Below are 20,159 nucleotides of genomic sequence, written 5' to 3'. Positions count from 1 at the left end.
CGGCGCGTTTCGATATCCATCAAACGCGCCTAGCAGGGTTTGCAGGGTTGATACGGACTTGCTAGCGGCGAACCCCTGCCGCGTTTGGCCTATAATCAACCGTTTTTTCGGCCTGCCATCTGCCTTTCATTTCGTAAAGGCTGGTTCCGGTTCCGATCCGCACACATCGAGGCGCAGCCCCCGCCGGCGCGCGCACTGTCATGTCAGCCATAGAAATACGCAACGTCAAGAAGCGCTACAAAGAGCTGCAAGCGCTCAAAGGCGTGAACCTCGTCGTCGAAGAAGGCGAGTTTTTCGGCCTGCTCGGCCCCAACGGCGCCGGTAAAACGACCCTCATCAGCATCCTCGCGGGGCTCGCGCGCGCCGATAGCGGAGCCATCTCCGTGCTCGGCCACGACGTGGTCACCGACTTCCGCCAGGCGCGCCGCTCGCTGGGCGTGGTGCCGCAGGAGCTCGTTTTCGATCCGTTTTTCACCGTCCGCGAGTCGCTTCGCATCCAGTCGGGCTATTTCGGCCTGCGCAAGAATGACGACTGGATCGACGAAATCATGGCCAATCTCGATCTCACCGAGAAAGCCGACGTCAACACGCGCGCGCTGTCAGGCGGCATGAAACGTCGAGTGCTGGTGGCCCAGGCGTTGGTCCACAAGCCGCCGGTGATCGTGCTCGACGAGCCGACCGCGGGCGTCGATGTCGAATTGCGCCAGACGCTCTGGAAGTTCATCTCCCGGCTGAATCGCGAAGGTCACACCATCGTGCTGACCACGCACTATCTTGAAGAGGCCGAGGCGCTGTGCGACCGGCTCGCCATGTTGCGTCGTGGTGAAGTCGTTGCGCTTGAACGAACCAGCACGCTGTTGCAGCGCTTCGCGGGAATGCAGCTTTCGTTGCGTTTCACGCAGGGTGTATTGCCCGCCGAGTTGCGCGCGCTGGAAGTCGATCCGCGTGCAACTTCCGGAACCAATCATTTGTTGCGGCTGGCAAGCTACGACGAAGTTGAGCCGATTCTGGCGAAATGCCGCGCGGCGGGCTGCACGTTCGATGAAATCGATGTACGCAAAGCAGATCTGGAGGACGTGTTCGTGCAGGTGATGAACGAGCCGGAAGTGATCGAGGGTCTTTCATGAGCGGCTTTCGTACCCTGTTCTACAAAGAAATCCTGCGCTTCTACAAGGTGGCGTTTCAAACGGTGCTCGCCCCGGTCATCACGGCGCTTTTGTACCTGATGATCTTTGGCCACGCGCTCACGAATCACGTCGAGGTTTATCCGGGCGTGGCGTACACCAGCTTTCTCGTGCCGGGCCTCGTGATGATGAGTGTGTTGCAGAACGCGTTCGCAAACAGTTCGTCGTCGCTGATCCAGTCGAAGATCACGGGCAACCTCGTGTTCGTCCTGCTGCCGCCGTTGTCGCACTGGGAAATGTATTTTGCGTATGTGCTCGCATCTGTCGTGCGCGGGATTGCGGTCGGTTTTGGCGTGTTTATCGTCACGGTGTGGTTCATTCCCATGAGTTTCGCCGCGCCGTTCTACATTCTCGGTTTCGCGATCCTCGGTTCTGCAATTCTAGGAACGCTCGGATTGATCGCCGGCGTCTGGGCGGATAAATTCGACCAGCTTGCGGCATTCCAAAACTTTTTGATCATGCCGCTGACTTTCCTGTCGGGCGTGTTTTACTCCACTCATACGCTGCCGCCGATCTGGCGCGAAGTGTCGCGGCTGAATCCGTTCTTCTACATGATCGACGGTTTCCGATACGGCTTCTTCGGCATGTCCGACATCAATCCGCTCGTGAGCCTTGGCATTGTCGGCGGGTTTTTCATCGTGCTGGCGGGGATCGCGATCCGCTTGCTGGCAAGTGGTTACAAACTGCGTCACTAACTGGCATCACTAATCAGTTCGCTTAATTTTCAGGAGACTTCCATGTTGCCGACTCCGGAACAAGTGAAGGAATACATTGCTGGCGGCCTCGCTTGCCAGCATGTCGAAGTAGAAGGCGACGGCCAGCATTTCTTCGCGACCATCGTGAGCGACGCATTCGAAGGCAAGCGGCCCATCGCTCGCCATCAACTCGTCTACGCGGCGCTCGGCGACCGCATGCGCGCGGAAATCCACGCGCTGAGCATGAAAACGCTGACCCCGGCCGAGTGGAAACCCGTCTGAGCGTTCTTCACATTTATTGTCAAAAGCATCACCCGTAACCGACTGGCTGAAAATTTAGTGCGATTCACTCAAGACAACCGCGACGCCGATAACGGCGCCGCAGCAGGAAGCTCCGTAGAAGGAACGCCAAGCATGGACAAACTCGTGATTGTGGGGGGCGCGAAGCTCTCGGGCGAAATCGTCGTATCGGGTGCGAAGAATGCGGCGCTGCCCATTCTTTGCGCCAGTCTGCTCACGGCGGACGACGTGCACCTGGAAAACGTGCCCAACCTGCAAGACGTGCGCACGATGCTCAAATTGCTCAACCAGATGGGCCTGCGTTCGGAATCCGCGAACGGAAAGGTCTGGCTGAACGCATCGAAGGTTGACAACCTCGTCGCGCCGTATGAAATGGTCAAGACCATGCGCGCGTCAATTCTTGTGCTCGGACCGCTGCTCGCGCGTTTTGGCGAAGCCAAGGTGTCGTTGCCGGGCGGCTGCGCGATCGGCGCGCGTCCTGTCGACCAGCACATCAAGGGCCTGCAGGCGATGGGCGCCGAGATAACGATCGAGCATGGCTTCATTGAAGCTCGGGCGAAGCGGCTGAAGGGCGCGCGCATTGTCACCGACATGATCACCGTCACCGGCACGGAAAACCTGCTGATGGCGGCGGTGCTGGCGGAAGGCGAAACGGTCATTGAGAACGCAGCGCGCGAGCCGGAAGTCAGCGATCTCGCGAATCTGCTCGTCGCGATGGGCGCGAAGATCGATGGAATCGGGTCGGACCGGCTGCTCATCCAGGGCGTCGACAAGTTGCACGGCGCGCGTCATTCGGTCGTGCCGGATCGGATTGAAGCAGGCACGTTCCTGTGCGCGGTCGCGGCTACCGGCGGCGACGTGACGTTGCGCAACGTGAATCCTTCGTTGCTCGAAGCAGTGATTGAAAAACTGCACGAAGCGGGTGTATCTATTGAAGAAGGCGAGAACTGGCTTCGCGTACGGATGGACAAACGTCCGACTGCAGTCAGCTTCCGTACATCGGAATATCCGGCGTTCCCCACCGACATGCAGGCCCAGTTCATGGCGCTCAACACGCTCGCGGCCGGCACGTCGCAAGCGGTGGAAACCATCTTCGAAAACCGTTTCATGCATGTGCAGGAACTGAACCGGCTGGGCGCCAGCATTACCGTCGACGGTAATACGGCGCTGGTGAGCGGCGTGCAGAAACTGTCGGGCGCGAAGGTGATGGCGACTGATCTGCGGGCATCGGCGAGTCTGGTGATCGCGGCCATGTGCGCGGAAGGCGAAACGCTGATCGATCGTATCTATCACCTTGACCGCGGCTACGACCGTATGGAAAGCAAGCTCACGGCGGTTGGCGCGAACGTGCGGCGCATCAAGGGTAGCGGGGGCGAGCAATGAGTTCGCTGCAAACTTCCAGGTCGTTGAGTTCGGTACCGGCGAGCGCGATGCTGACGCTGGCGTTATCGAAGGGACGCATCTTCGACGAAACCCTGCCGCTGCTCGCCGCAGCCGGGGTGGAAGTGACCGAAGATCCCGAAACGTCGCGCAAGCTGATCCTGCCGACCACGAACCCGAATTTGCGCGTGATCATCGTGCGTGCAACCGATGTCCCGACCTACGTCGAATACGGCGCAGCCGACTTCGGCGTGGCGGGCAAGGACGTGTTGATCGAGCATGGCGGCGGCGGTTTGTATCAACCCATCGATCTGAATATTGCGCGCTGCCGGATGTCGGTGGCGGTGAAAAATGGCTTCGATTACGAAAACGCCGTGCGCCAGGGCGCACGCCTGCGCGTCGCGACAAAATATGTTGAAGTGGCACGTGAGCATTTCGCAGCGAAGGGCGTTCACGTCGATCTGATCAAGCTGTATGGATCGATGGAACTGGCGCCGCTGGTCGGTCTGGCCGACGCCATTGTCGACCTGGTCAGCTCAGGTAATACATTGCGTGCGAATGATTTGGTCGAAGTCGAAGAAATCATGGAAATATCGTCGCGTCTGGTCGTCAACCAGGCTGCGCTAAAGTTGAAGCGCGCTGCGTTGAAGCCGTATCTCGATGCGTTCGAACGCGCGTCGGTGGGCGCGTAAAAGTAGGTAGGGCAGAGCAGGGCAAACAAACGGATACCAGCATGTCTATCAAGATTCGCAAACTCGATTCCAGCGCCAACGGTTTTCACACGGCGCTGCACGCGGTGCTCGCGTTCGAGGCGAGCGAGGACGAAGCCATCGAGCGCTCGGTCGCGCAAATTCTCGCCGATATCAAAACGCGTGGCGACGACGCCGTCCTGGACTACACGAACAAGTTCGACCGGCTGAAGGCCGAAAGCGTCGCATCGCTGGAATTACCGCAGGCCGAACTGGAAGCGGCGCTTGAAGGGCTTGAGCCGAAACGCCGCGCCGCGCTGGAAGCGGCCGCGGCGCGCGTGCGCGGTTATCACGAGAAACAGCGGATTGAGTGCGGCAGCCATAGCTGGCAGTACACGGAAGCGGACGGCACGGTGCTCGGCCAGAAGGTCACTCCGCTGGATCGCGCGGGTATCTACGTGCCGGGCGGTAAGGCAGCGTATCCGTCGTCCGTGCTGATGAACGCGATTCCCGCGCGCGTGGCGGGCGTGAAGGAAATCGTGATGGTCGTGCCCACGCCGGACGGCGTGAAAAATCCGCTGGTGCTCGCGGCGGCATTGCTGGGCGGCGTGGATCGCGTGTTCACCATCGGCGGCGCGCAGGCGATCGGCGCGCTGGCTTACGGCACGCAATCCATTCCTGCCGTCGATAAAATCTGCGGTCCGGGCAACGCATACGTGGCATCGGCGAAACGGCGCGTGTTCGGCACCGTGGGCATCGACATGATCGCGGGACCGTCGGAAATCCTGATTATCTGCGATGCCACCACGGACCCGCGCTGGGTCGCGATGGACCTGTTCTCGCAAGCCGAGCACGACGAACTCGCGCAATCCATCCTGCTGTGCCCGGACGCGGCGTTCATCCAGCGCGTGGAAGACGCGATCAACGAATTGCTGCCCACGTTGCCCCGTCGCGATGTGATCCAGCGTTCGCTCGAAGACCGCGGCGCGCTGATCAAGGTCGCCGATATGAACGAAGCCTGCGCGATCGCTAACGACATCGCGCCGGAACACCTCGAAATCTCGGCGCTCGATCCGCATCACTGGGCGGCGCAGATCCGTCACGCGGGCGCTATCTTCCTTGGCCGCTACACGAGCGAAAGTCTGGGCGATTACTGCGCGGGACCGAACCACGTGCTGCCGACATCACGTACCGCGCGGTTTTCATCGCCGCTGGGCGTGTACGACTTCTTTAAGCGCTCGAGCGTAATTGAAGTCAGCGCGGAAGGCGCACAGACGCTCGGCGAGATTGCAGCCGAACTGGCGTATGGCGAAGGCCTGCAGGCGCATGCGCGCAGCGCTGAATATCGGATGAAAAATACGTCGCAGTAAGTCAGCACCCGCAGAACAACGACGCAAACCGAGTAAACATAGAGGCGGCCTTAGATCCGCCCAACGTCCGGCGCTTGGCGTCCGGCAATACCATGACACGACCACAAGACATTCTCCGCCCCGACGTCCTTGCAATGACGTGTTATCCCGTGCCGAACTCAACCGGCCTCGTAAAGCTCGATGCGATGGAAAATCCGTATCGGTTGCCGGAGAAGCTGGCTGCTGAATTGGGCGAACGGCTGGCAGACGTCGCGTTGAACCGATACCCCGAGCCCCGCCCGACCGCGTTGCTCGAGAAGATCAAGCGCGTCATGCAAGTGCCTGCTGCATGCGAAGTGCTGCTCGGCAACGGTTCGGATGAACTGATCAGCATGATGTCTATGGCATGCGCGAAACCCGGCGCCGCTGTCGTTGCGCCGGTTCCCGGCTTCGTGATGTACGAGATGTCGGCGAAATTCGCGGGGCTTGAGTTTATCGGCGTGCCGTTGCACGACGATTTCACGCTTGATCTCGACGCGCTGATCGCCGCGATCGAAACGCACAACCCGGCGCTGGTGTATCTCGCGTATCCGAACAATCCGACCGGCACGCTTTACGACGACGCCGATATTGAATGCGTGATCGCGGCGGCATCGAATAGTCTGGTGGTGATCGACGAAGCGTATCAACCGTTCGCCCAGCAAAGCTGGCTGCCGCGCGCCGCTGATTTCGACAACGTAGTCGTGATGCGGACAATGTCGAAGCTCGGTCTCGCGGGTATCCGCCTGGGTTATCTGGCGGGCAAGGCGTCATGGACCACCGAATTCGATAAAGTGCGCCCGCCGTACAACGTCAATGTGCTGACGCAAGCGGCCGCGGATTTCATGCTCGATCACCTCGACGTGCTCGATGCCCAGGCCGCCGAACTTCGTGCTGAGCGCACCCGTCTGGAAGACGCGATCAAGGCGCTTCCCGGCGCAACCGTTTTCCCGAGCGCAGGCAACTTCCTGCTCGTTCGTGTTCCCGATGCCGCTGCCGTCTTCGAAACCCTGCTGACATCGCGGGTTTTGATCAAAAACGTGAGTAAAATGCATCCGTTATTGGCGAATTGCGTCCGTTTGACGGTCGGATCGGCAGAAGAGAATGCGCAAATGATCGCCGCTCTGAAACTCGCGCTGCACTGAAATCTCTTAAAGTCTCAAAGGAAATACCATGCGCATTGCGGAAGTCGTTCGCAACACCAGCGAAACGCAGATCCGTGTGAAGCTCGACCTGGATGGCACCGGCAAGCAAAAGCTCGCCACTGGTGTGCCGTTTCTCGACCACATGCTCGACCAGATCGCGCGTCACGGCCTCTTCGACCTTGAAGTCGAAGCGCATGGCGACCTTCATATCGATGACCATCACACGGTGGAAGACACGGGTATCACGTTGGGGCAGGCGGTGGCAAAGGCGATCGGCGACCGCAAGGGTATTCGCCGTTACGGCCATTCCTACGTGCCGCTCGACGAAGCGCTGTCACGCGTCGTGATCGATTTTTCGGGCCGTCCGGGACTGGAGTTTCACGTCCCGTTCACGCGTGCTCGCATTGGTACGTTCGACGTCGATCTCACCATCGAATTCTTCCGCGGCTTCGTGAATCATGCGGGCGTGACGCTGCACATTGACAATTTGCGCGGCATCAATGCGCATCATCAGGTGGAAACCGTCTTCAAGGCATTCGGCCGCGCGTTGCGCATGGCTGTTGAGCTGGACGAGCGCGCGGCAGGGCAGATTCCATCGACCAAGGGCAGCCTTTAAGCGCCTTCTAAATTACGCGGAAAAACTGGCATTAGCAGGACGTGCTTTGAAGCGCGTCCGGGCCGTCCGCGTCGATACGAGCCATGTCGGCCTTCGATGAATTTACTCAAATCTTTTATTTCGTTGCTCGCACTGATCAATCCGGTTGGTGCGATCCCGTTTTTCCTGAGCCTGACGACCGATATGTCGAGCTCGGAGAAAGCCGGCACGATCCGGATCGCGTCCATTTCGGTCTTCTGCGTGATTGCCGTGACGGCGCTGCTCGGGCAGCAGATCATCGCGTTCTTCGGAATTTCCGTTGGCTCTCTTCAAGTGGGCGGCGGCATCATCATGTTGTTGATGGCGATCAACATGTTGAACGCGCAGGTCGGCAACACGCGCTCCACGCCGGAAGAGCGTCACGAAGCCGAGATGAAAAACAGCATTGCAGTCGTGCCGCTCGCTATTCCGCTGCTGACAGGGCCGGGCTCCATCAGTACGGTGATCGTCTATTCTGCAAGTGTGGTGCACTGGTATGAACGCCTTGGGCTGGTCGTGATCGGCGCGATTCTGGCGGGACTGTGTTTCGGCGCGTTGATGCTCGCCGAACCCATCGCGCGCTGGGTCGGGCGTACTGGCATTAACATCGGTACACGGTTGATGGGTTTGATGCTGTCGGCGCTGGCGGTGGAATTTATCGTCAATGGATTGAAGGCGTTGCTGCCCTCTTTGAAATAGCGTTCTGGAACGTGCTGAATTGAATACTTCGATGAAAACTTCAATAGCAATCGTGGACTACGGCATGGGCAACCTGCGCTCCGTGTATCAGGCGCTCCGCAAGGCCGCGCCTGAAGCGGACGTGGCGATCGTCGAGCAGCCCGAAGCAATCCGCGCAGCCGAGCGCGTCGTGCTGCCGGGACAGGGCGCCATGCGCGACTGCATGGCGCACCTTGGTGCGTCGGGCTTGCAGGAAGCCGTGATGGAAGCCGCGCGCGACAAACCTATGCTGGGCGTGTGTGTCGGTGAGCAGATGCTGTTCGACTGGAGCGAGGAAGGCGGCGAGAAGGGTACGAACGGCCTTGGCCTGATACCCGGCAAGGTCGTGCGCTTCGATCTGGAAGGCCAGCTGCAGGACGACGGCTCGCGTTTCAAAGTCCCGCAGATGGGCTGGAACCGCGTGCGTCAGACGCAGCGGCACGCGCTGTGGGACGGCGTGCCGGACGAATCGTTTTTCTATTTCGTGCACAGTTATTACGGCGTCCCGGACAATCCGGCGCATACGTCCGGCGAAACCCTGTACGGCGCACCGTTTACCTCGGCCATTGCGCGGGACAATCTGTTCGCGACCCAGTTCCACCCTGAGAAGAGTGCGGACGCGGGCTTGCGGCTGTATCGAAACTTCGTACACTGGAAACCGTAATGTTCGCGGTTTTCGTGCTGTTTTAGCGGTGGTTTGACGTTTTGGCTTATGCCGTTTGCAGCGGCGAGCCTTGCATCACTTGTACTACACTAGCGAGACGGCAAGCAAAACAAAGGCGCTGTGCCCAAGTTTGCAACCGTTCGATTAACCCTTATCCGATAACGCTATTTCTATGTTGCTCATTCCGGCCATCGATCTAAAAGACGGTCAGTGCGTACGCCTCAAACAAGGCGATATGGACCAGGCGACCATTTTTTCCGAAGATCCGGCGGCAATGGCCCGGCTATGGGTCGATCGGGGCGCGCGGCGGCTTCATCTCGTCGACCTGAACGGTGCATTTGCCGGCAAGCCGAAAAACGAAGAGGCTATTCGCGCCATCATCCAGGAGGTCGGTAACGACATCCCGGTGCAGCTCGGTGGCGGCATTCGCGACCTGAACACCATCGAGCGGTATCTCGACGACGGTCTGGAGTACGTGATCATCGGCACGGCGGCGGTGAAAAACCCGGGCTTCCTGCAAGATGCATGTACTGCGTTCGCCGGCCATATCATCGTCGGCCTGGATGCGAAGGACGGCAAAGTCGCCACCGACGGCTGGAGCAAGCTGACCGGTCACGAAGTCATTGACCTGGGCCGCAAGTTCGAAGACTACGGCTGCGAAGCGATCATCTATACGGATATCGGCCGCGACGGCATGTTGCAGGGCATCAACATTGAAGCCACTGTGCGCCTCGCGCAAGCCGTCAAGATTCCCGTGATCGCAAGCGGCGGATTGTCGAACCTGGGCGACATCGACTCCCTTTGCGAAGTGGAAGACGAAGGCATTGAGGGCGTGATTTGCGGACGTGCGATTTATTCAGGCGACCTGGATTTCGCCGTGGCGCAAGCGCGCGCCGACAAGCTGCGCGAAGCCGACGACGCCTAAGGCGCCGTTTGGTGCGAGGACGTTGCGTAGTCGTGGATAACCTTGACGCGCGACGGCCTTTTCAGCACGCCTGATTTAAGCGCCTCATGTGCTTCTGGGCGGCTTTCTGCTCAACTGATCCAGGCCGCGCCGCAAGTCCGTTCGAGCGGGGCGGCGTTTCTCTCCGCGAGGGTCAATTTCGATTGAACCGCCTCGCTTATCCTAAGCACTCACTCGCAGCGCAACGGCATTCGCAACAACATGGCTCTCGCTAAACGCATCATCCCGTGTCTCGACGTCACCGCTGGCCGCGTGGTCAAGGGCGTCAATTTCCTCGAATTGCGCGACGCGGGCGATCCCGTCGAAATTGCTCGTCGATACGACGACCAGGGCGCCGATGAACTCACGTTCCTCGACATCACCGCCACGTCGGACCAACGTGACCTGATCCTGCCGATCATCGAACAAGTGGCGTCGCAGGTCTTTATCCCGCTGACCGTCGGCGGTGGCGTGCGTGCGGTGGAAGACGTGCGCCGGCTGCTGAACGCGGGCGCCGACAAGATCAGCATGAATTCATCGGCGGTGGCGAATCCGCAACTCGTGCGTGATGCGTCAGATAAACATGGCTCACAGTGCATCGTGGTGGCCATTGACGCGAAGCGTGTCAGCGCCGCGGGCGAAACTCCGCGCTGGGAAGTGTTCACGCACGGTGGCCGCAAGAACACAGGCCTCGACGTGATCGAGTGGGCGCGCAAGATGGCGGAATTCGGCGCCGGAGAAATTTTGTTGACCAGCATGGATCGCGACGGCACGAAAAGCGGCTTTGACCTTGCGTTGACGCGCGCGGTATCGGACGCTATTTCCATTCCGGTGATTGCGTCCGGCGGCGTGGGCTCGCTCGCGCATCTCGCCGACGGCATCACCGAAGGTCACGCCGATGCCGTGCTTGCCGCCAGCATCTTCCACTATGGCGAACACACGGTCGGCGAGGCAAAACGCTTCATGGCCGATCAGGGCATCTCGGTGAGGATTTAAGCGGTGACTGCACAAACTGAAGAAGCGGGATGGATCGAGAAGGTCAAGTGGGACGCGAACGGCCTTGTGCCGGTGATCGCGCAGGAATCCACAACGGGCGACGTGCTGATGTTCGCGTGGATGAACCGTGAAGCGTTGGCGAAAACTATCGAATTGAAGCGCGCGGTGTATTACTCGCGCTCGCGCCAGCGCCTGTGGTTCAAGGGTGAGGAGTCGGGACACGTCCAGCACGTGCACGAAGTCCGGCTCGATTGCGACGAAGACGTGGTGTTGCTGAAGGTGGAGCAAGTGTCTGATATTGCGTGCCACACCGGCCGTCATTCGTGCTTTTTCCAGAAATTCGAGGGATCGGCGGAAACGGGCGACTGGGTCGCTGTTGAACCGGTCTTGATGGACCCCGAACATATTTATAAGTAATGACCCAAGCCATGCTTTCCACGCAAGACACGTTGCTGCGCCTCGCGGCGATCATTGATAGCCGCAAGGGCGGGGACCCGGAACAATCCTACGTTTCCCGACTCTTTCATAAAGGTGACGACGCCGTTCTCAAGAAGATCGGCGAGGAAGCCACTGAAGTCGTGCTGGCCGCCAAGGACGCACGACACGGCGGTGCACCAAAGGCGCTTGTCGGCGAAGTGGCCGACTTGTGGTTCCATTGTCTCGTGATGTTGTCCCATTTCGACCTCGGTCCGGCAGAGGTCATTGCCGAACTGGAAAGGCGGGAAGGGATGTCGGGAATCGAAGAAAAGGCGTTACGCAAATCCCGCGATCGCGAGCAGAACGAAAACGGTGGCTAAGCTGCAGGGTCGGGTTTCGCTCGACCGGTCGCCGAGGAGGATGAAATGAATCAGTCTTACGAGCCATATCCGCCGCCTGTTTATCAAAACTCGCCCGAGTCCGAACGCCTGCGCAGCTTGCGCACGCTGACCCACGTGCTGTACGCGCTCTACGCCGCGTACTGGCTAACCGGCGGACTGACCGTGCTGATCGCGGTCATCATCAATTACCTGAAGCGCGATGACGTTGCCGGAACGCCCTACGAAGCGCATTTCCGATGGCAAATCCGCACTTTCTGGTTCGCGCTGCTTGGTCACGTGATCGGCATAGCGTTGATCTGGGTATTCATCGGGTTCCCCATTTTGTTCGTGGTCGGCATCTGGACGCTTTATCGCGTTATAAAGGGCTGGCTATTTTTGTACGAGAACAAGCCATTGCAACCGGGTGCCTGGGTTTGAGACGGAACGCCTGATCTTCAACACGCATTTATATCGGGATATCCCGCGACAACCATGAGCCAAGAGAACTGCATTTTCTGCAAGATCGCTGCAGGAGAAATTCCAAGCAAGAAAGTCCATGAGGACGATGAATTCGTTGCTTTTCACGATATAAACCCGGCCGCGCCCGTCCATGTACTCGTGATCCCGCGTAAACATATTGAGACGCTGTCGAGTTGCACCGAAGCTGACGCACCGCTGCTTGGTAGAATGCTGAGCCTGACGGCGCGACTCGCTGACGAGCTGGGTGTGGCGTACACCGGCGGCGACACCGGTTTCCGCACGGTCATCAATACCGGGCCGGGCGGCGGGCAAGAGGTGTATCACATTCACGCCCATATTCTTGCCGGGGAACGCCCGTGGCGCCGGATGGGTTGAAGGATTGCTGAACAGATACGCTTGATCGCGCGACCAAAATGTAAGGAAAGCGAAAGCGTCTTTCCATCGCAATATTGGGCGCGCAAAATACAGGTTTAATCATCGGGGCTTCGATGCTCCGACTCGGGCCGCGAGGTCCACATTCTTCGCCGCGAGCGACATGCGTGGCGGAGCCAAGGAGAGTTTTCAGTCATGGGTTCGTTGAGTATTTGGCATTGGTTGATCGTTCTGTTGATCGTGGCACTCGTTTTCGGCACGAAGAAACTGCGCAACATCGGCGGTGATCTGGGCGGCGCGGTAAAGGGTTTCAAAGAAGGCATGAAGGAAGGCGAAACACCAACGTCGACCGAGCAGCGTGAGTTGCCGCGCAACGGTACGGTTGACGTGGAAGCGAAGGACAAGACCCGTTCGAGCGACTACCGCTAATCAAGCTGATCAAGTTGATTAAGCACGGTAAGCCCGACACCGGCCACCTCCACTCGCCACCCTCAGGATCTTCGATTCCATGCTCGACCTTGGTCTGACCAAAATGGCGCTGATCGGCGTCGTCGCGCTGGTAGTGCTCGGGCCGGAACGCCTGCCCGGCGTGGCACGAACGGCGGGCGCGCTGTTCGGTCGTGCGCAGCGGTATATCAACGACGTCAAGGCCGAAGTCTCGCGCGAGATGGAACTCGACGAGTTGAAGAAAATGCGCACTGAGTTCGAAACGGCGGCAGCGAATGTCGAGAACAAGATTCACGACAATCTTCGCCAGCACGAAAACGAACTCAACGACGCCTGGAAGCAGGGAACGTCTGTGTCAGACAGCGTGGCGGGCGGCGGAGACCCGAATCTGACTCACGTTTCCGGTGACACCTGGCGTTCGAACTCGGACAACACGTTCAGCAGCAGCAACGCGTCGCCCGCGAAACGCAAGAACTGGCGCGTCAAGCAGTCCGCCATTCCCAACTGGTACAAGCGCACCACGTTGCGCAAGACGCGCGTTCAATCAGGCGCGGCGCGAGTGGCGCGGCACACGCCTGAGACGCTGCGCCGTCCCACGCGGTTTTTCTGATGTTTGCGCCGCTTTCATTGCGCGAACACCAACTTCCCTTCCATCGATGAATCCCAGCAGAGGGCCGGCGTGAGCGACCCGCAACAGATTAAAGACGAGCCCGTCGAAGAGACGTTTATCTCGCACCTGGTCGAACTGCGTGACCGAATCATCCGCGCAGGCGCTTCAGTCATCGTCGTGTTCATCGGGCTGGTTTATTGGGCGCCGGATATCTTCCGGCTGCTCGCGCGTCCGCTGATGCAGAACTTGCCGAAGGACGGCAAGATGATTGTCACCGATGTCACCGGCTCGTTTTTCGTGCCAATGAAAGTGACCATGATGGTCGCGCTGGTGATAGCGCTGCCCATTGTGCTGTATCAGATCTGGGCGTTTATCGCGCCGGGGTTGTATCAGCACGAGAAAAAGCTGGTCGTGCCGCTGGTGGGGAGCAGCTATTTCCTGTTCCTGTGCGGCATGTCGTTCGCGTATTTCGTCGTATTTCCCACCATTTTCCGTGTGATGGCGCATTACAACGCGCCGCTCGGTGCGCAAATGACGACGGATATCGATAATTACCTGAGTTTCGTCCTCACCATGTTCCTCGCGTTCGGCGTGACCTTCGAGGTGCCGATCATCGTGGTGATCCTGGCGCGCATGGGGTTCGTCACCATCAAGAAGCTGCGGCAGATCCGGCCGTATGTAATTGTTGGCGCGTTCGTGATTTCTGCGGTGGTGACGCCGCCCGACGTATTCTCGCAATTGATTCTGGCTGTACCGCTGATCATTCTTTACGAGGTCGGCATCATTGCTGCACGGTTGATCGTGGGCAAGGACAAGATCAAGGAGCAGGAAGCGGAAGCCGCGGAGGACGCGAAGCGGGAAGAGGATTGAGGGTTTCACACCCTCTGGATGACGGGTAAAAATGCAAAGGGGCCGTTCCAACTCACGTTTGGAACGGCCCCTTTGTTTATGCATTGGGCTTACACACGTCACGGCAGCTGCAGATCACATCACTCGTCGTTTTGATCCCCACCGCCGTTGTCATCGTCAGGCGGCTGGGGCTGCTTGGGCTGCATCGGCCGTTTGCCAATCACCACGCTCAAGTCCAGCTCCTTACTCTTGCGCATCAGATGCACCTTCACCGACGTCCCCGGCTTGATCTGCGCGACAACATTCAGCAGACGCGTGGTGTCGGTGATGGTGTCGTCGTTGATGCTGATCAGGATGTCGCCGGGCTTAATGCCGGCTTTATCGGCCGGGCCGCCTTGCAATACGCCCGCCACGATCGCGCCGGACTTTTGCTCGAGCCCGAACGATTCCGCAATCTCCGGCGTCACGTCCTGCGGTTCCACGCCAATCCAGCCGCGCGTGACCGTGCCCGTGGTGATGATGCTTTCCAGCACGCTGCGCGCCGTTGACACGGGAATCGCAAAACCGATCCCGAGCGAGCCGCCGCTGCGCGAATAGATTGCGGTATTGATGCCGAGCAGATTACCGTTCACGTCCACCAGCGCACCGCCCGAGTTCCCCGGGTTGATGGCCGCGTCAGTCTGGATAAAATTCTCGAACGTATTGATGCCGAGGTGATTGCGCCCGAGCGCGCTGACAATCCCCATGGTCACCGTCTGCCCGACGCCGAACGGATTGCCGATCGCCAGCACCACGTCGCCCACGCGCGTCTGGTCCATGCGGCCGAGCGTGATGGTGGGCAGGTTCGTCATGTTGATTTTCAGCACGGCGAGATCGGTTTCCGGATCCACGCCGATCACTTTGGCCGACGACGTCCGTCCGTCAGCCAAAGCAACTTCGATCTGATCAGCCCCATCGACGACATGTTGGTTCGTTAGAATGTAGCCTTCGGAGCTGACAATGACGCCTGAGCCGAGATTCGACGCCGGCGTTTCGTCGCCTTTGCGCTTGTTCTTGTCGCCGAAAAAATAGCGGAACAGCGGGTCTTTCGCGCGCGGATCGGGCGGTAACGTGCCGTCCTTGCTCGAAAACACGTTGACCACGGCGGGCATCGCTTTCTGCGCGCCATCCGCATAGGACGACTGGGCAGGCCGGGAACCAATGCTCGGCGCAACTTCCTGCAACGCGACGATCGGTTCGGAGAGTTGCTTGCCGAACGTTCCCTGGCGTTGAAGCCACTGCGGTTTCAAGGTCGCGACGATGAACATCAGCGCCAAAAGCACGGTCACCGCTTGGGCAAAAAACAGCCAGAAGCGTCTAAGCATTTGATGGAATAGAGGAATTCATGGATCGGATCGAACTAGAATTGTATCTGAACAATCTGCTTGAAATCGGGCGCTTCAAGGACTATTGCCCGAATGGTCTGCAGGTTGAGGGCTCACGTCGCGTGGGGAAACTAGCGACCGGCGTAACGGCGTCGCAGGCGTTCCTGGACGCGGCCATCGAGTGGGGCGCAGACGCGGTGCTCGTACATCACGGCTACTTCTGGAAGAACGAAGCGCCGCAGGTCACCGGGCGCAAATACCGGCGGCTGAAGACGCTGCTCGAGCATGACATCAACCTGTTCGCGTACCACCTGCCGCTCGATTCCCATCCTGAGTTCGGCAACAACGCCCAGCTCGGCGAGCGCCTTGGATTGATTGCGGACAACCGTTTCGGCGATCAGGATCTCGGCTGGATCGCCTCGCTGCCGGTGCCGTTGTCGCTTGAGCACTTCACCGCGACGGTCGAGAACGAAGTCGGACGCAAGCCGCTCGTGTTCGGTAATCCGGATTGGGAACTGCGTCGCGTGGCGTGGTGCACGGGCGGCGCGCAAGGTTTCTTCGACGAGGCCATTGCCGCTGGCGCCGATGTCTACATTAGCGGCGAAGTCTCCGAGCAGACCATGCACATTGCGGCGGAAAGCGGCGTGGCCTACGTTGCGGCGGGGCATCATGCCACCGAGCGGTACGGTGTCCAGGCGCTCGGCGCCCATGTGGCCGAGCATTTCGATATCGAGCACGTCTTTATCGATATTGATAATCCGGTGTGATTATCTTGCGCTGCAATAAATAATCGAATGGGTTAAATAACCCCTTCATTCGATAGCCACGATAAGTGCGGGGAAACCCTTAAGAATGAAGGACTTCGAGCGTTTTTTGCTATTCAACTCTTGTAAATGACGACTCCATTCGCGCACACTAGCGTCGGTAGAACGAACTGACGGTATAAATCCAACTCAGAAGTGGGGCGTGTGATGCGAGACAACGAAGATCAACGCGTCGACGGCAGCCGCCGAACTTGGCTGATCACGACGACCGTAATGGGCGGAATCGGTGGCGTAGCGGCTTGCGTCCCGTTCGTCGGGTCGTTTGCACCGTCGGAAAAAGCCAAGGCAGCGGGCGCGCCGGTCGAAGTCGATATATCAGGTCTCAAGCCTGGTGACCTGATGACGGTCGCCTGGCGCGGCAAGCCGGTCTGGATTCTGAACCGTACCGACGAAATGCTCGCCGACGTGAAGAAGGCCGATCCCGAGCTCGCGGATCCGCAGTCGAAGAAAGTATTCAGCATGCCGCTGCCGGAATACTGCAATAACGAATACCGATCGCGCGCCGATCACAAGAACCTGCTTGTTGCCGTGGCCGTGTGTACGCACCTCGGCTGCACGCCTACGCCGCGCTTCCAGGAAGGCGCCCAGCCCAATCTCCCTGACGACTGGCCCGGCGGTTTCTTATGCCCGTGCCACGGCTCGACCTATGACCTGGCCGGCCGTGTGTTCAAGAACAAACCCGCGCCGGACAACCTGGACATTCCGCCTTATATGTTCACTTCGGCGACGTCACTCGTGATTGGCAAGGACGAAAAGGGAGAGGCGTAATGGCGGCTACCGACAAGGAAGTAGAAACAACAGGACTTCTGGGCTGGATCGACCGGCGTTTTCCGCTGACGTCGACTTGGAAGGCGCACGTTTCCGAATACTACGCACCAAAGAATTTCAATTTCTGGTACTTCTTCGGCTCGCTGGCAATGCTCGTGCTGGTGAACCAGATCGTCACCGGCATCTTCCTGACAATGAACTACAAGCCCGATGCAACGCTTGCGTTTGCATCGGTCGAATACATCATGCGGGAAGTGCCGTGGGGCTGGCTGATCCGCTACATGCACTCCACCGGCGCGTCGATGTTCTTCGTCGTCGTGTATCTGCACATGTTCCGCGGGCTGTTGTACGGCTCGTATCGCAAGCCGCGCGAACTCGTGTGGATCTTCGGCTGCGCGATTTTCCTGTGCCTGATGGCCGAGGCGTTCTTCGGATATCTGCTGCCGTGGGGCCAGATGTCGTTCTGGGGCGCGCAGGTGATCGTGAATTTGTTCTCGGCGATTCCATTCATCGGTCCGGATCTGTCGCTCTGGATTCGCGGCGATTATGTGGTCTCGGACGTGACGCTCAACCGCTTTTTCGCGTTCCATGTGGTCGCCATTCCGCTCGTGCTGATCGGTCTGGTTGTCGCCCATCTGGTCGCGTTGCATGAAGTGGGGTCGAATAACCCGGACGGCATCGAAATCAAGGCGAAGAAGGACGAAAAGGGCATTCCGCTCGACGGTATCCCATTCCATCCGTACTACTCCGTCCACGATTTCATGGGCGTCTGCGTGTTCCTGTTCATCTTCGCCGCGATAGTTTTCTTCGCGCCGGAGATGGGCGGCTACTTCCTCGAAGCCAATAACTTCGTGCCCGCGAACTCGCTTCAAACACCGAACGAGATCGCGCCGGTGTGGTACTTCACCGCGTTCTACGCCATGCTCCGCGCCACCACCGATCCGTTCAAGATTGTGCTGATGATCGTGGTTGCGTTGCTGGGCTTGCTGGCGTTGCTGCGAGCGCGCGGCAAATGGCGGATAGGTTTGCCGGTGCTGGCGTTGCTGGTGGTGGTGTTCATGGCGCTGACCGAATCGAAATTCTGGGGCGTGGTTGTGATGGGTACGGCTGTGGTCTCGCTGTTCTTCCTGCCATGGCTTGACCGAAGTCCCGTCAAATCCATCCGCTACCGGCCACTTTTCCATAAGGTGTTCTATGGCATCTTCGTGTTCGCGTTCCTGGTACTCGGCTTTCTCGGCACGAAACCGCCGTCGCCGGCCAGCACGCTGATCGCGCAGATCTGTGCGTTGATTTATTTCGCGTTTTTCCTCGGCATGCCCTTCTGGACGACGCGCGGCCGCTTCAAGCAGCCGCCCGACCGCGTACGGTTCAAGCCGCATTGACCCGCGCCCCCATAGGAGACACGACGATGAAAAAATGGTTTTCTACCCTCGCGATAATTGGTGCGGCGCTGCTGTCGTTCGGCCTGACTTCGGCGCACGCACAGGAAGTGCCGCTCGATGCCGCGCCCGATAGCTCCGAAAATTTTGCTTCGCTTCAACATGGCGCAAAATTGTTTGTAAACTATTGCCTGAATTGCCACAGCGCGAATTTGATGCGTTACAACCGGCTGACGGATATCGGTATCGATCCGAAGGAAATCCAGGATAATTTGCTTTTCACGACCGACAAGGTCGGCAACACGATGACCATCGCCATGCGTCCCGACGATGCAAAAACGTGGTTCGGGGCGGCACCGCCGGATTTGTCGGTGGAGGCGAGGGCGCGCGGCAAGGATTGGATCTACACGTACTTGCGCAGTTTTTATCGCGACGATACCCGGCCGACCGGCTGGAACAATCTCGTGTATGAAAACGTGGCCATGCCGCATGTGCTGTGGGAGTTGCAGGGTGTCCGGACGGCGAAATTCGATACCGAAGTCGACGAAAAAACCGGTGAAAAGGTCAAACATTTCGCGGGTTATACCCAAGTGACTCCGGGGACGATGTCGCCAGTAGATTATGATTCGGCTATGGCCGATCTGGTTTCGTACCTTTCGTGGATGGCGGAACCGGCCCAGCAGGAGCGAAAGCAGCTGGGTGTCTGGGTCCTGATGTTCTTGGGAGTTTTGAGCTTTCTGGCGTGGCGCCTCAACGCGGCATACTGGAAGCAAATTAAATAACACGCCGCGATCGGTGTGGGTCAGCGTCGTCAAAGCGCCTCCTAGCAGGCGCTTTTCGTACGCTGGCCCTTATGTTTTTCTGAAGGGACTTTTAATCATGATGGTTTTGTACTCCGGCACTACCTGCCCGTTCTCCCAGCGCTGCCGGCTGGTGTTGTTCGAAAAGGGCATGGACTTCGAAATCCGCGACGTTGACCTGTTCAACAAGCCGGAAGACATCGCGGTGATGAATCCGTACGGCCAGGTTCCCATTTTGGTCGAACGCGACCTGATCCTGTACGAATCGAACATCATCAACGAATACATCGACGAGCGTTTTCCACATCCGCAACTGATGCCCGCCGATCCGGTGCAGCGCGCCCGCGCTCGCCTGTTCCTGCTGAACTTCGAGAAAGAGCTGTTCGTGCACGTTGGCACGCTGGAAAACGAAAAGGGCAAGGCAGCGGAAAAGAATCACGAGAAGGCGCGCAACGCCATCCGCGATCGCCTGACGCAACTCGCCCCCATTTTCCTGAAGAACAAGTACATGCTCGGCGAAGAGTTTTCCATGCTCGACGTCGCCATCGCGCCCTTGCTGTGGCGCCTGGATCACTATGGCATCGAATTGTCGAAGAACGCTGCGCCGTTGATGAAGTACGCTGAGCGGATTTTCAGCCGTCCGGCCTACATCGAAGCGCTGACGCCTTCTGAAAAGGTGATGCGTCGCTAATATTTTCGATGGCGGGGCGCGCGCCGGCTCGACCGGCGGCGCT

At 58.9% G+C, this 20,159-nt stretch carries 25 protein-coding genes; 24 read left to right on the top strand and 1 reads right to left on the bottom strand.

The features are described from left to right. Positions 1-200: 200 nt before the first annotated feature. From SBC1_RS15830 to tatC, 19 genes are all read left to right on the top strand, one after another. Positions 201-1,127 carry an ABC transporter ATP-binding protein gene (locus SBC1_RS15830; protein WP_165092676.1) on the top strand — a complete coding sequence of 309 codons (927 nt, stop codon included), beginning with the start codon at positions 201-203 and terminating at the stop codon, positions 1,125-1,127. Further along, positions 1,124-1,879, top strand: a complete 756-nt coding sequence (locus SBC1_RS15825) for an ABC transporter permease (protein WP_165092675.1) — start codon at positions 1,124-1,126, stop codon at positions 1,877-1,879. Before SBC1_RS15830 ends, SBC1_RS15825 begins: the two co-directional genes overlap by 4 nt. 42 nt (positions 1,880-1,921) lie before the next feature. Then, positions 1,922-2,161 carry a BolA family protein gene (locus tag SBC1_RS15820; protein ID WP_031362176.1) on the top strand — a complete coding sequence of 80 codons (240 nt, stop codon included), beginning with the start codon at positions 1,922-1,924 and terminating at the stop codon, positions 2,159-2,161. A gap of 132 nt (positions 2,162-2,293) precedes the next feature. Then, on the top strand, positions 2,294-3,562 hold the full coding sequence (murA, locus tag SBC1_RS15815; protein ID WP_165092674.1) for a UDP-N-acetylglucosamine 1-carboxyvinyltransferase: 1,269 nt from the start codon (positions 2,294-2,296) through the stop codon (positions 3,560-3,562). Next, on the top strand, positions 3,559-4,251 hold the full coding sequence (gene hisG, locus SBC1_RS15810) for an ATP phosphoribosyltransferase (RefSeq protein ID WP_165092673.1): 693 nt from the start codon (positions 3,559-3,561) through the stop codon (positions 4,249-4,251). Before murA ends, hisG begins: the two co-directional genes overlap by 4 nt. A 41-nt stretch (positions 4,252-4,292) precedes the next feature. Then, the gene (hisD, locus tag SBC1_RS15805) at positions 4,293-5,618 is read left to right on the top strand and encodes a histidinol dehydrogenase (RefSeq protein ID WP_165092672.1); all 1,326 of its coding nucleotides are present in this window, start codon (positions 4,293-4,295) and stop codon (positions 5,616-5,618) included. 92 nt (positions 5,619-5,710) lie between these two features. Further along, positions 5,711-6,781, top strand: a complete 1,071-nt coding sequence (gene hisC, locus SBC1_RS15800) for a histidinol-phosphate transaminase (RefSeq protein WP_165988478.1) — start codon at positions 5,711-5,713, stop codon at positions 6,779-6,781. Between the two features lie 28 nt (positions 6,782-6,809). Beyond that, positions 6,810-7,397 (top strand): imidazoleglycerol-phosphate dehydratase HisB, encoded by a 588-nt coding sequence (gene hisB / locus SBC1_RS15795; RefSeq protein WP_031362181.1) that lies wholly within the window; start codon positions 6,810-6,812, stop codon positions 7,395-7,397. A gap of 96 nt (positions 7,398-7,493) precedes the next feature. Next, positions 7,494-8,114, top strand: a complete 621-nt coding sequence (locus tag SBC1_RS15790; RefSeq protein ID WP_165092670.1) for a MarC family protein — start codon at positions 7,494-7,496, stop codon at positions 8,112-8,114. Positions 8,115-8,145: 31 nt separating this feature from the next. Then, positions 8,146-8,796: an imidazole glycerol phosphate synthase subunit HisH gene (gene hisH, locus SBC1_RS15785; RefSeq protein WP_165092669.1), complete on the top strand. Its 651-nt coding sequence runs from the start codon at positions 8,146-8,148 to the stop codon at positions 8,794-8,796. A gap of 172 nt (positions 8,797-8,968) precedes the next feature. Next, positions 8,969-9,721, top strand: coding sequence for a 1-(5-phosphoribosyl)-5-[(5-phosphoribosylamino)methylideneamino]imidazole-4-carboxamide isomerase (gene hisA, locus SBC1_RS15780; RefSeq protein ID WP_165092668.1), 753 nt, complete (start codon positions 8,969-8,971; stop codon positions 9,719-9,721). A gap of 240 nt (positions 9,722-9,961) precedes the next feature. After that, positions 9,962-10,735: an imidazole glycerol phosphate synthase subunit HisF gene (gene hisF / locus SBC1_RS15775; RefSeq protein ID WP_031362185.1), complete on the top strand. Its 774-nt coding sequence runs from the start codon at positions 9,962-9,964 to the stop codon at positions 10,733-10,735. A gap of 3 nt (positions 10,736-10,738) precedes the next feature. Continuing rightward, the gene (hisI, locus tag SBC1_RS15770; RefSeq protein WP_165988476.1) at positions 10,739-11,152 is read left to right on the top strand and encodes a phosphoribosyl-AMP cyclohydrolase; all 414 of its coding nucleotides are present in this window, start codon (positions 10,739-10,741) and stop codon (positions 11,150-11,152) included. 11 nt (positions 11,153-11,163) lie between these two features. After that, entirely contained in the window at positions 11,164-11,532 is a 369-nt protein-coding gene (locus SBC1_RS15765; RefSeq protein WP_370469569.1) for a phosphoribosyl-ATP diphosphatase, read from the top strand. A gap of 45 nt (positions 11,533-11,577) precedes the next feature. Further along, positions 11,578-11,970, top strand: a complete 393-nt coding sequence (locus SBC1_RS15760) for a hypothetical protein (RefSeq protein WP_165092665.1) — start codon at positions 11,578-11,580, stop codon at positions 11,968-11,970. A gap of 54 nt (positions 11,971-12,024) precedes the next feature. Next, a complete protein-coding gene (locus SBC1_RS15755) occupies positions 12,025-12,387 on the top strand; it encodes a histidine triad nucleotide-binding protein (protein WP_062092250.1) in 363 nt (120 codons plus the stop codon). Between the two features lie 192 nt (positions 12,388-12,579). Then, positions 12,580-12,813: a Sec-independent protein translocase subunit TatA gene (tatA, locus tag SBC1_RS15750; protein WP_165092664.1), complete on the top strand. Its 234-nt coding sequence runs from the start codon at positions 12,580-12,582 to the stop codon at positions 12,811-12,813. A gap of 79 nt (positions 12,814-12,892) precedes the next feature. After that, positions 12,893-13,441 (top strand): Sec-independent protein translocase protein TatB, encoded by a 549-nt coding sequence (gene tatB / locus SBC1_RS15745; protein ID WP_165988474.1) that lies wholly within the window; start codon positions 12,893-12,895, stop codon positions 13,439-13,441. Positions 13,442-13,510: 69 nt separating this feature from the next. Next, positions 13,511-14,311: a twin-arginine translocase subunit TatC gene (tatC, locus tag SBC1_RS15740; RefSeq protein ID WP_165988472.1), complete on the top strand. Its 801-nt coding sequence runs from the start codon at positions 13,511-13,513 to the stop codon at positions 14,309-14,311. Positions 14,312-14,430: 119 nt separating this feature from the next. Here tatC and SBC1_RS15735 read toward each other — a convergent pair whose 3' ends face one another. After that, positions 14,431-15,654 (bottom strand): Do family serine endopeptidase, encoded by a 1,224-nt coding sequence (locus SBC1_RS15735; RefSeq protein WP_165092661.1) that lies wholly within the window; start codon positions 15,652-15,654, stop codon positions 14,431-14,433. A 20-nt stretch (positions 15,655-15,674) separates the two neighbouring features. Here SBC1_RS15735 and SBC1_RS15730 point away from each other — a divergent pair, with 20 nt between their 5' ends. The 5 genes from SBC1_RS15730 to SBC1_RS15710 all read left to right on the top strand — a co-directional run bounded on the left by SBC1_RS15730 (position 15,675) and on the right by SBC1_RS15710 (position 20,116). Further along, positions 15,675-16,421 (top strand): Nif3-like dinuclear metal center hexameric protein, encoded by a 747-nt coding sequence (locus tag SBC1_RS15730; protein WP_165092660.1) that lies wholly within the window; start codon positions 15,675-15,677, stop codon positions 16,419-16,421. A 204-nt stretch (positions 16,422-16,625) separates the two neighbouring features. Continuing rightward, entirely contained in the window at positions 16,626-17,246 is a 621-nt protein-coding gene (petA, locus tag SBC1_RS15725; RefSeq protein WP_165092659.1) for a ubiquinol-cytochrome c reductase iron-sulfur subunit, read from the top strand. Then, positions 17,246-18,628: a cytochrome bc complex cytochrome b subunit gene (locus SBC1_RS15720; protein ID WP_165092658.1), complete on the top strand. Its 1,383-nt coding sequence runs from the start codon at positions 17,246-17,248 to the stop codon at positions 18,626-18,628. The genes petA and SBC1_RS15720 overlap by 1 nt, the downstream gene beginning before the upstream one ends. Positions 18,629-18,654: 26 nt before the next feature. Further along, on the top strand, positions 18,655-19,407 hold the full coding sequence (locus SBC1_RS15715; protein ID WP_165092657.1) for a cytochrome c1: 753 nt from the start codon (positions 18,655-18,657) through the stop codon (positions 19,405-19,407). A gap of 97 nt (positions 19,408-19,504) precedes the next feature. Beyond that, a complete protein-coding gene (locus tag SBC1_RS15710; protein ID WP_031362199.1) occupies positions 19,505-20,116 on the top strand; it encodes a glutathione S-transferase N-terminal domain-containing protein in 612 nt (203 codons plus the stop codon). The last annotated feature ends 43 nt before the right edge of the window (positions 20,117-20,159 follow it).

The organism is Caballeronia sp. SBC1 (genome assembly GCF_011493005.1).
Classification (GTDB): Bacteria; Pseudomonadota; Gammaproteobacteria; order Burkholderiales; family Burkholderiaceae; genus Caballeronia.
This window is presented reverse-complemented; position numbering and strand designations above follow the sequence as displayed.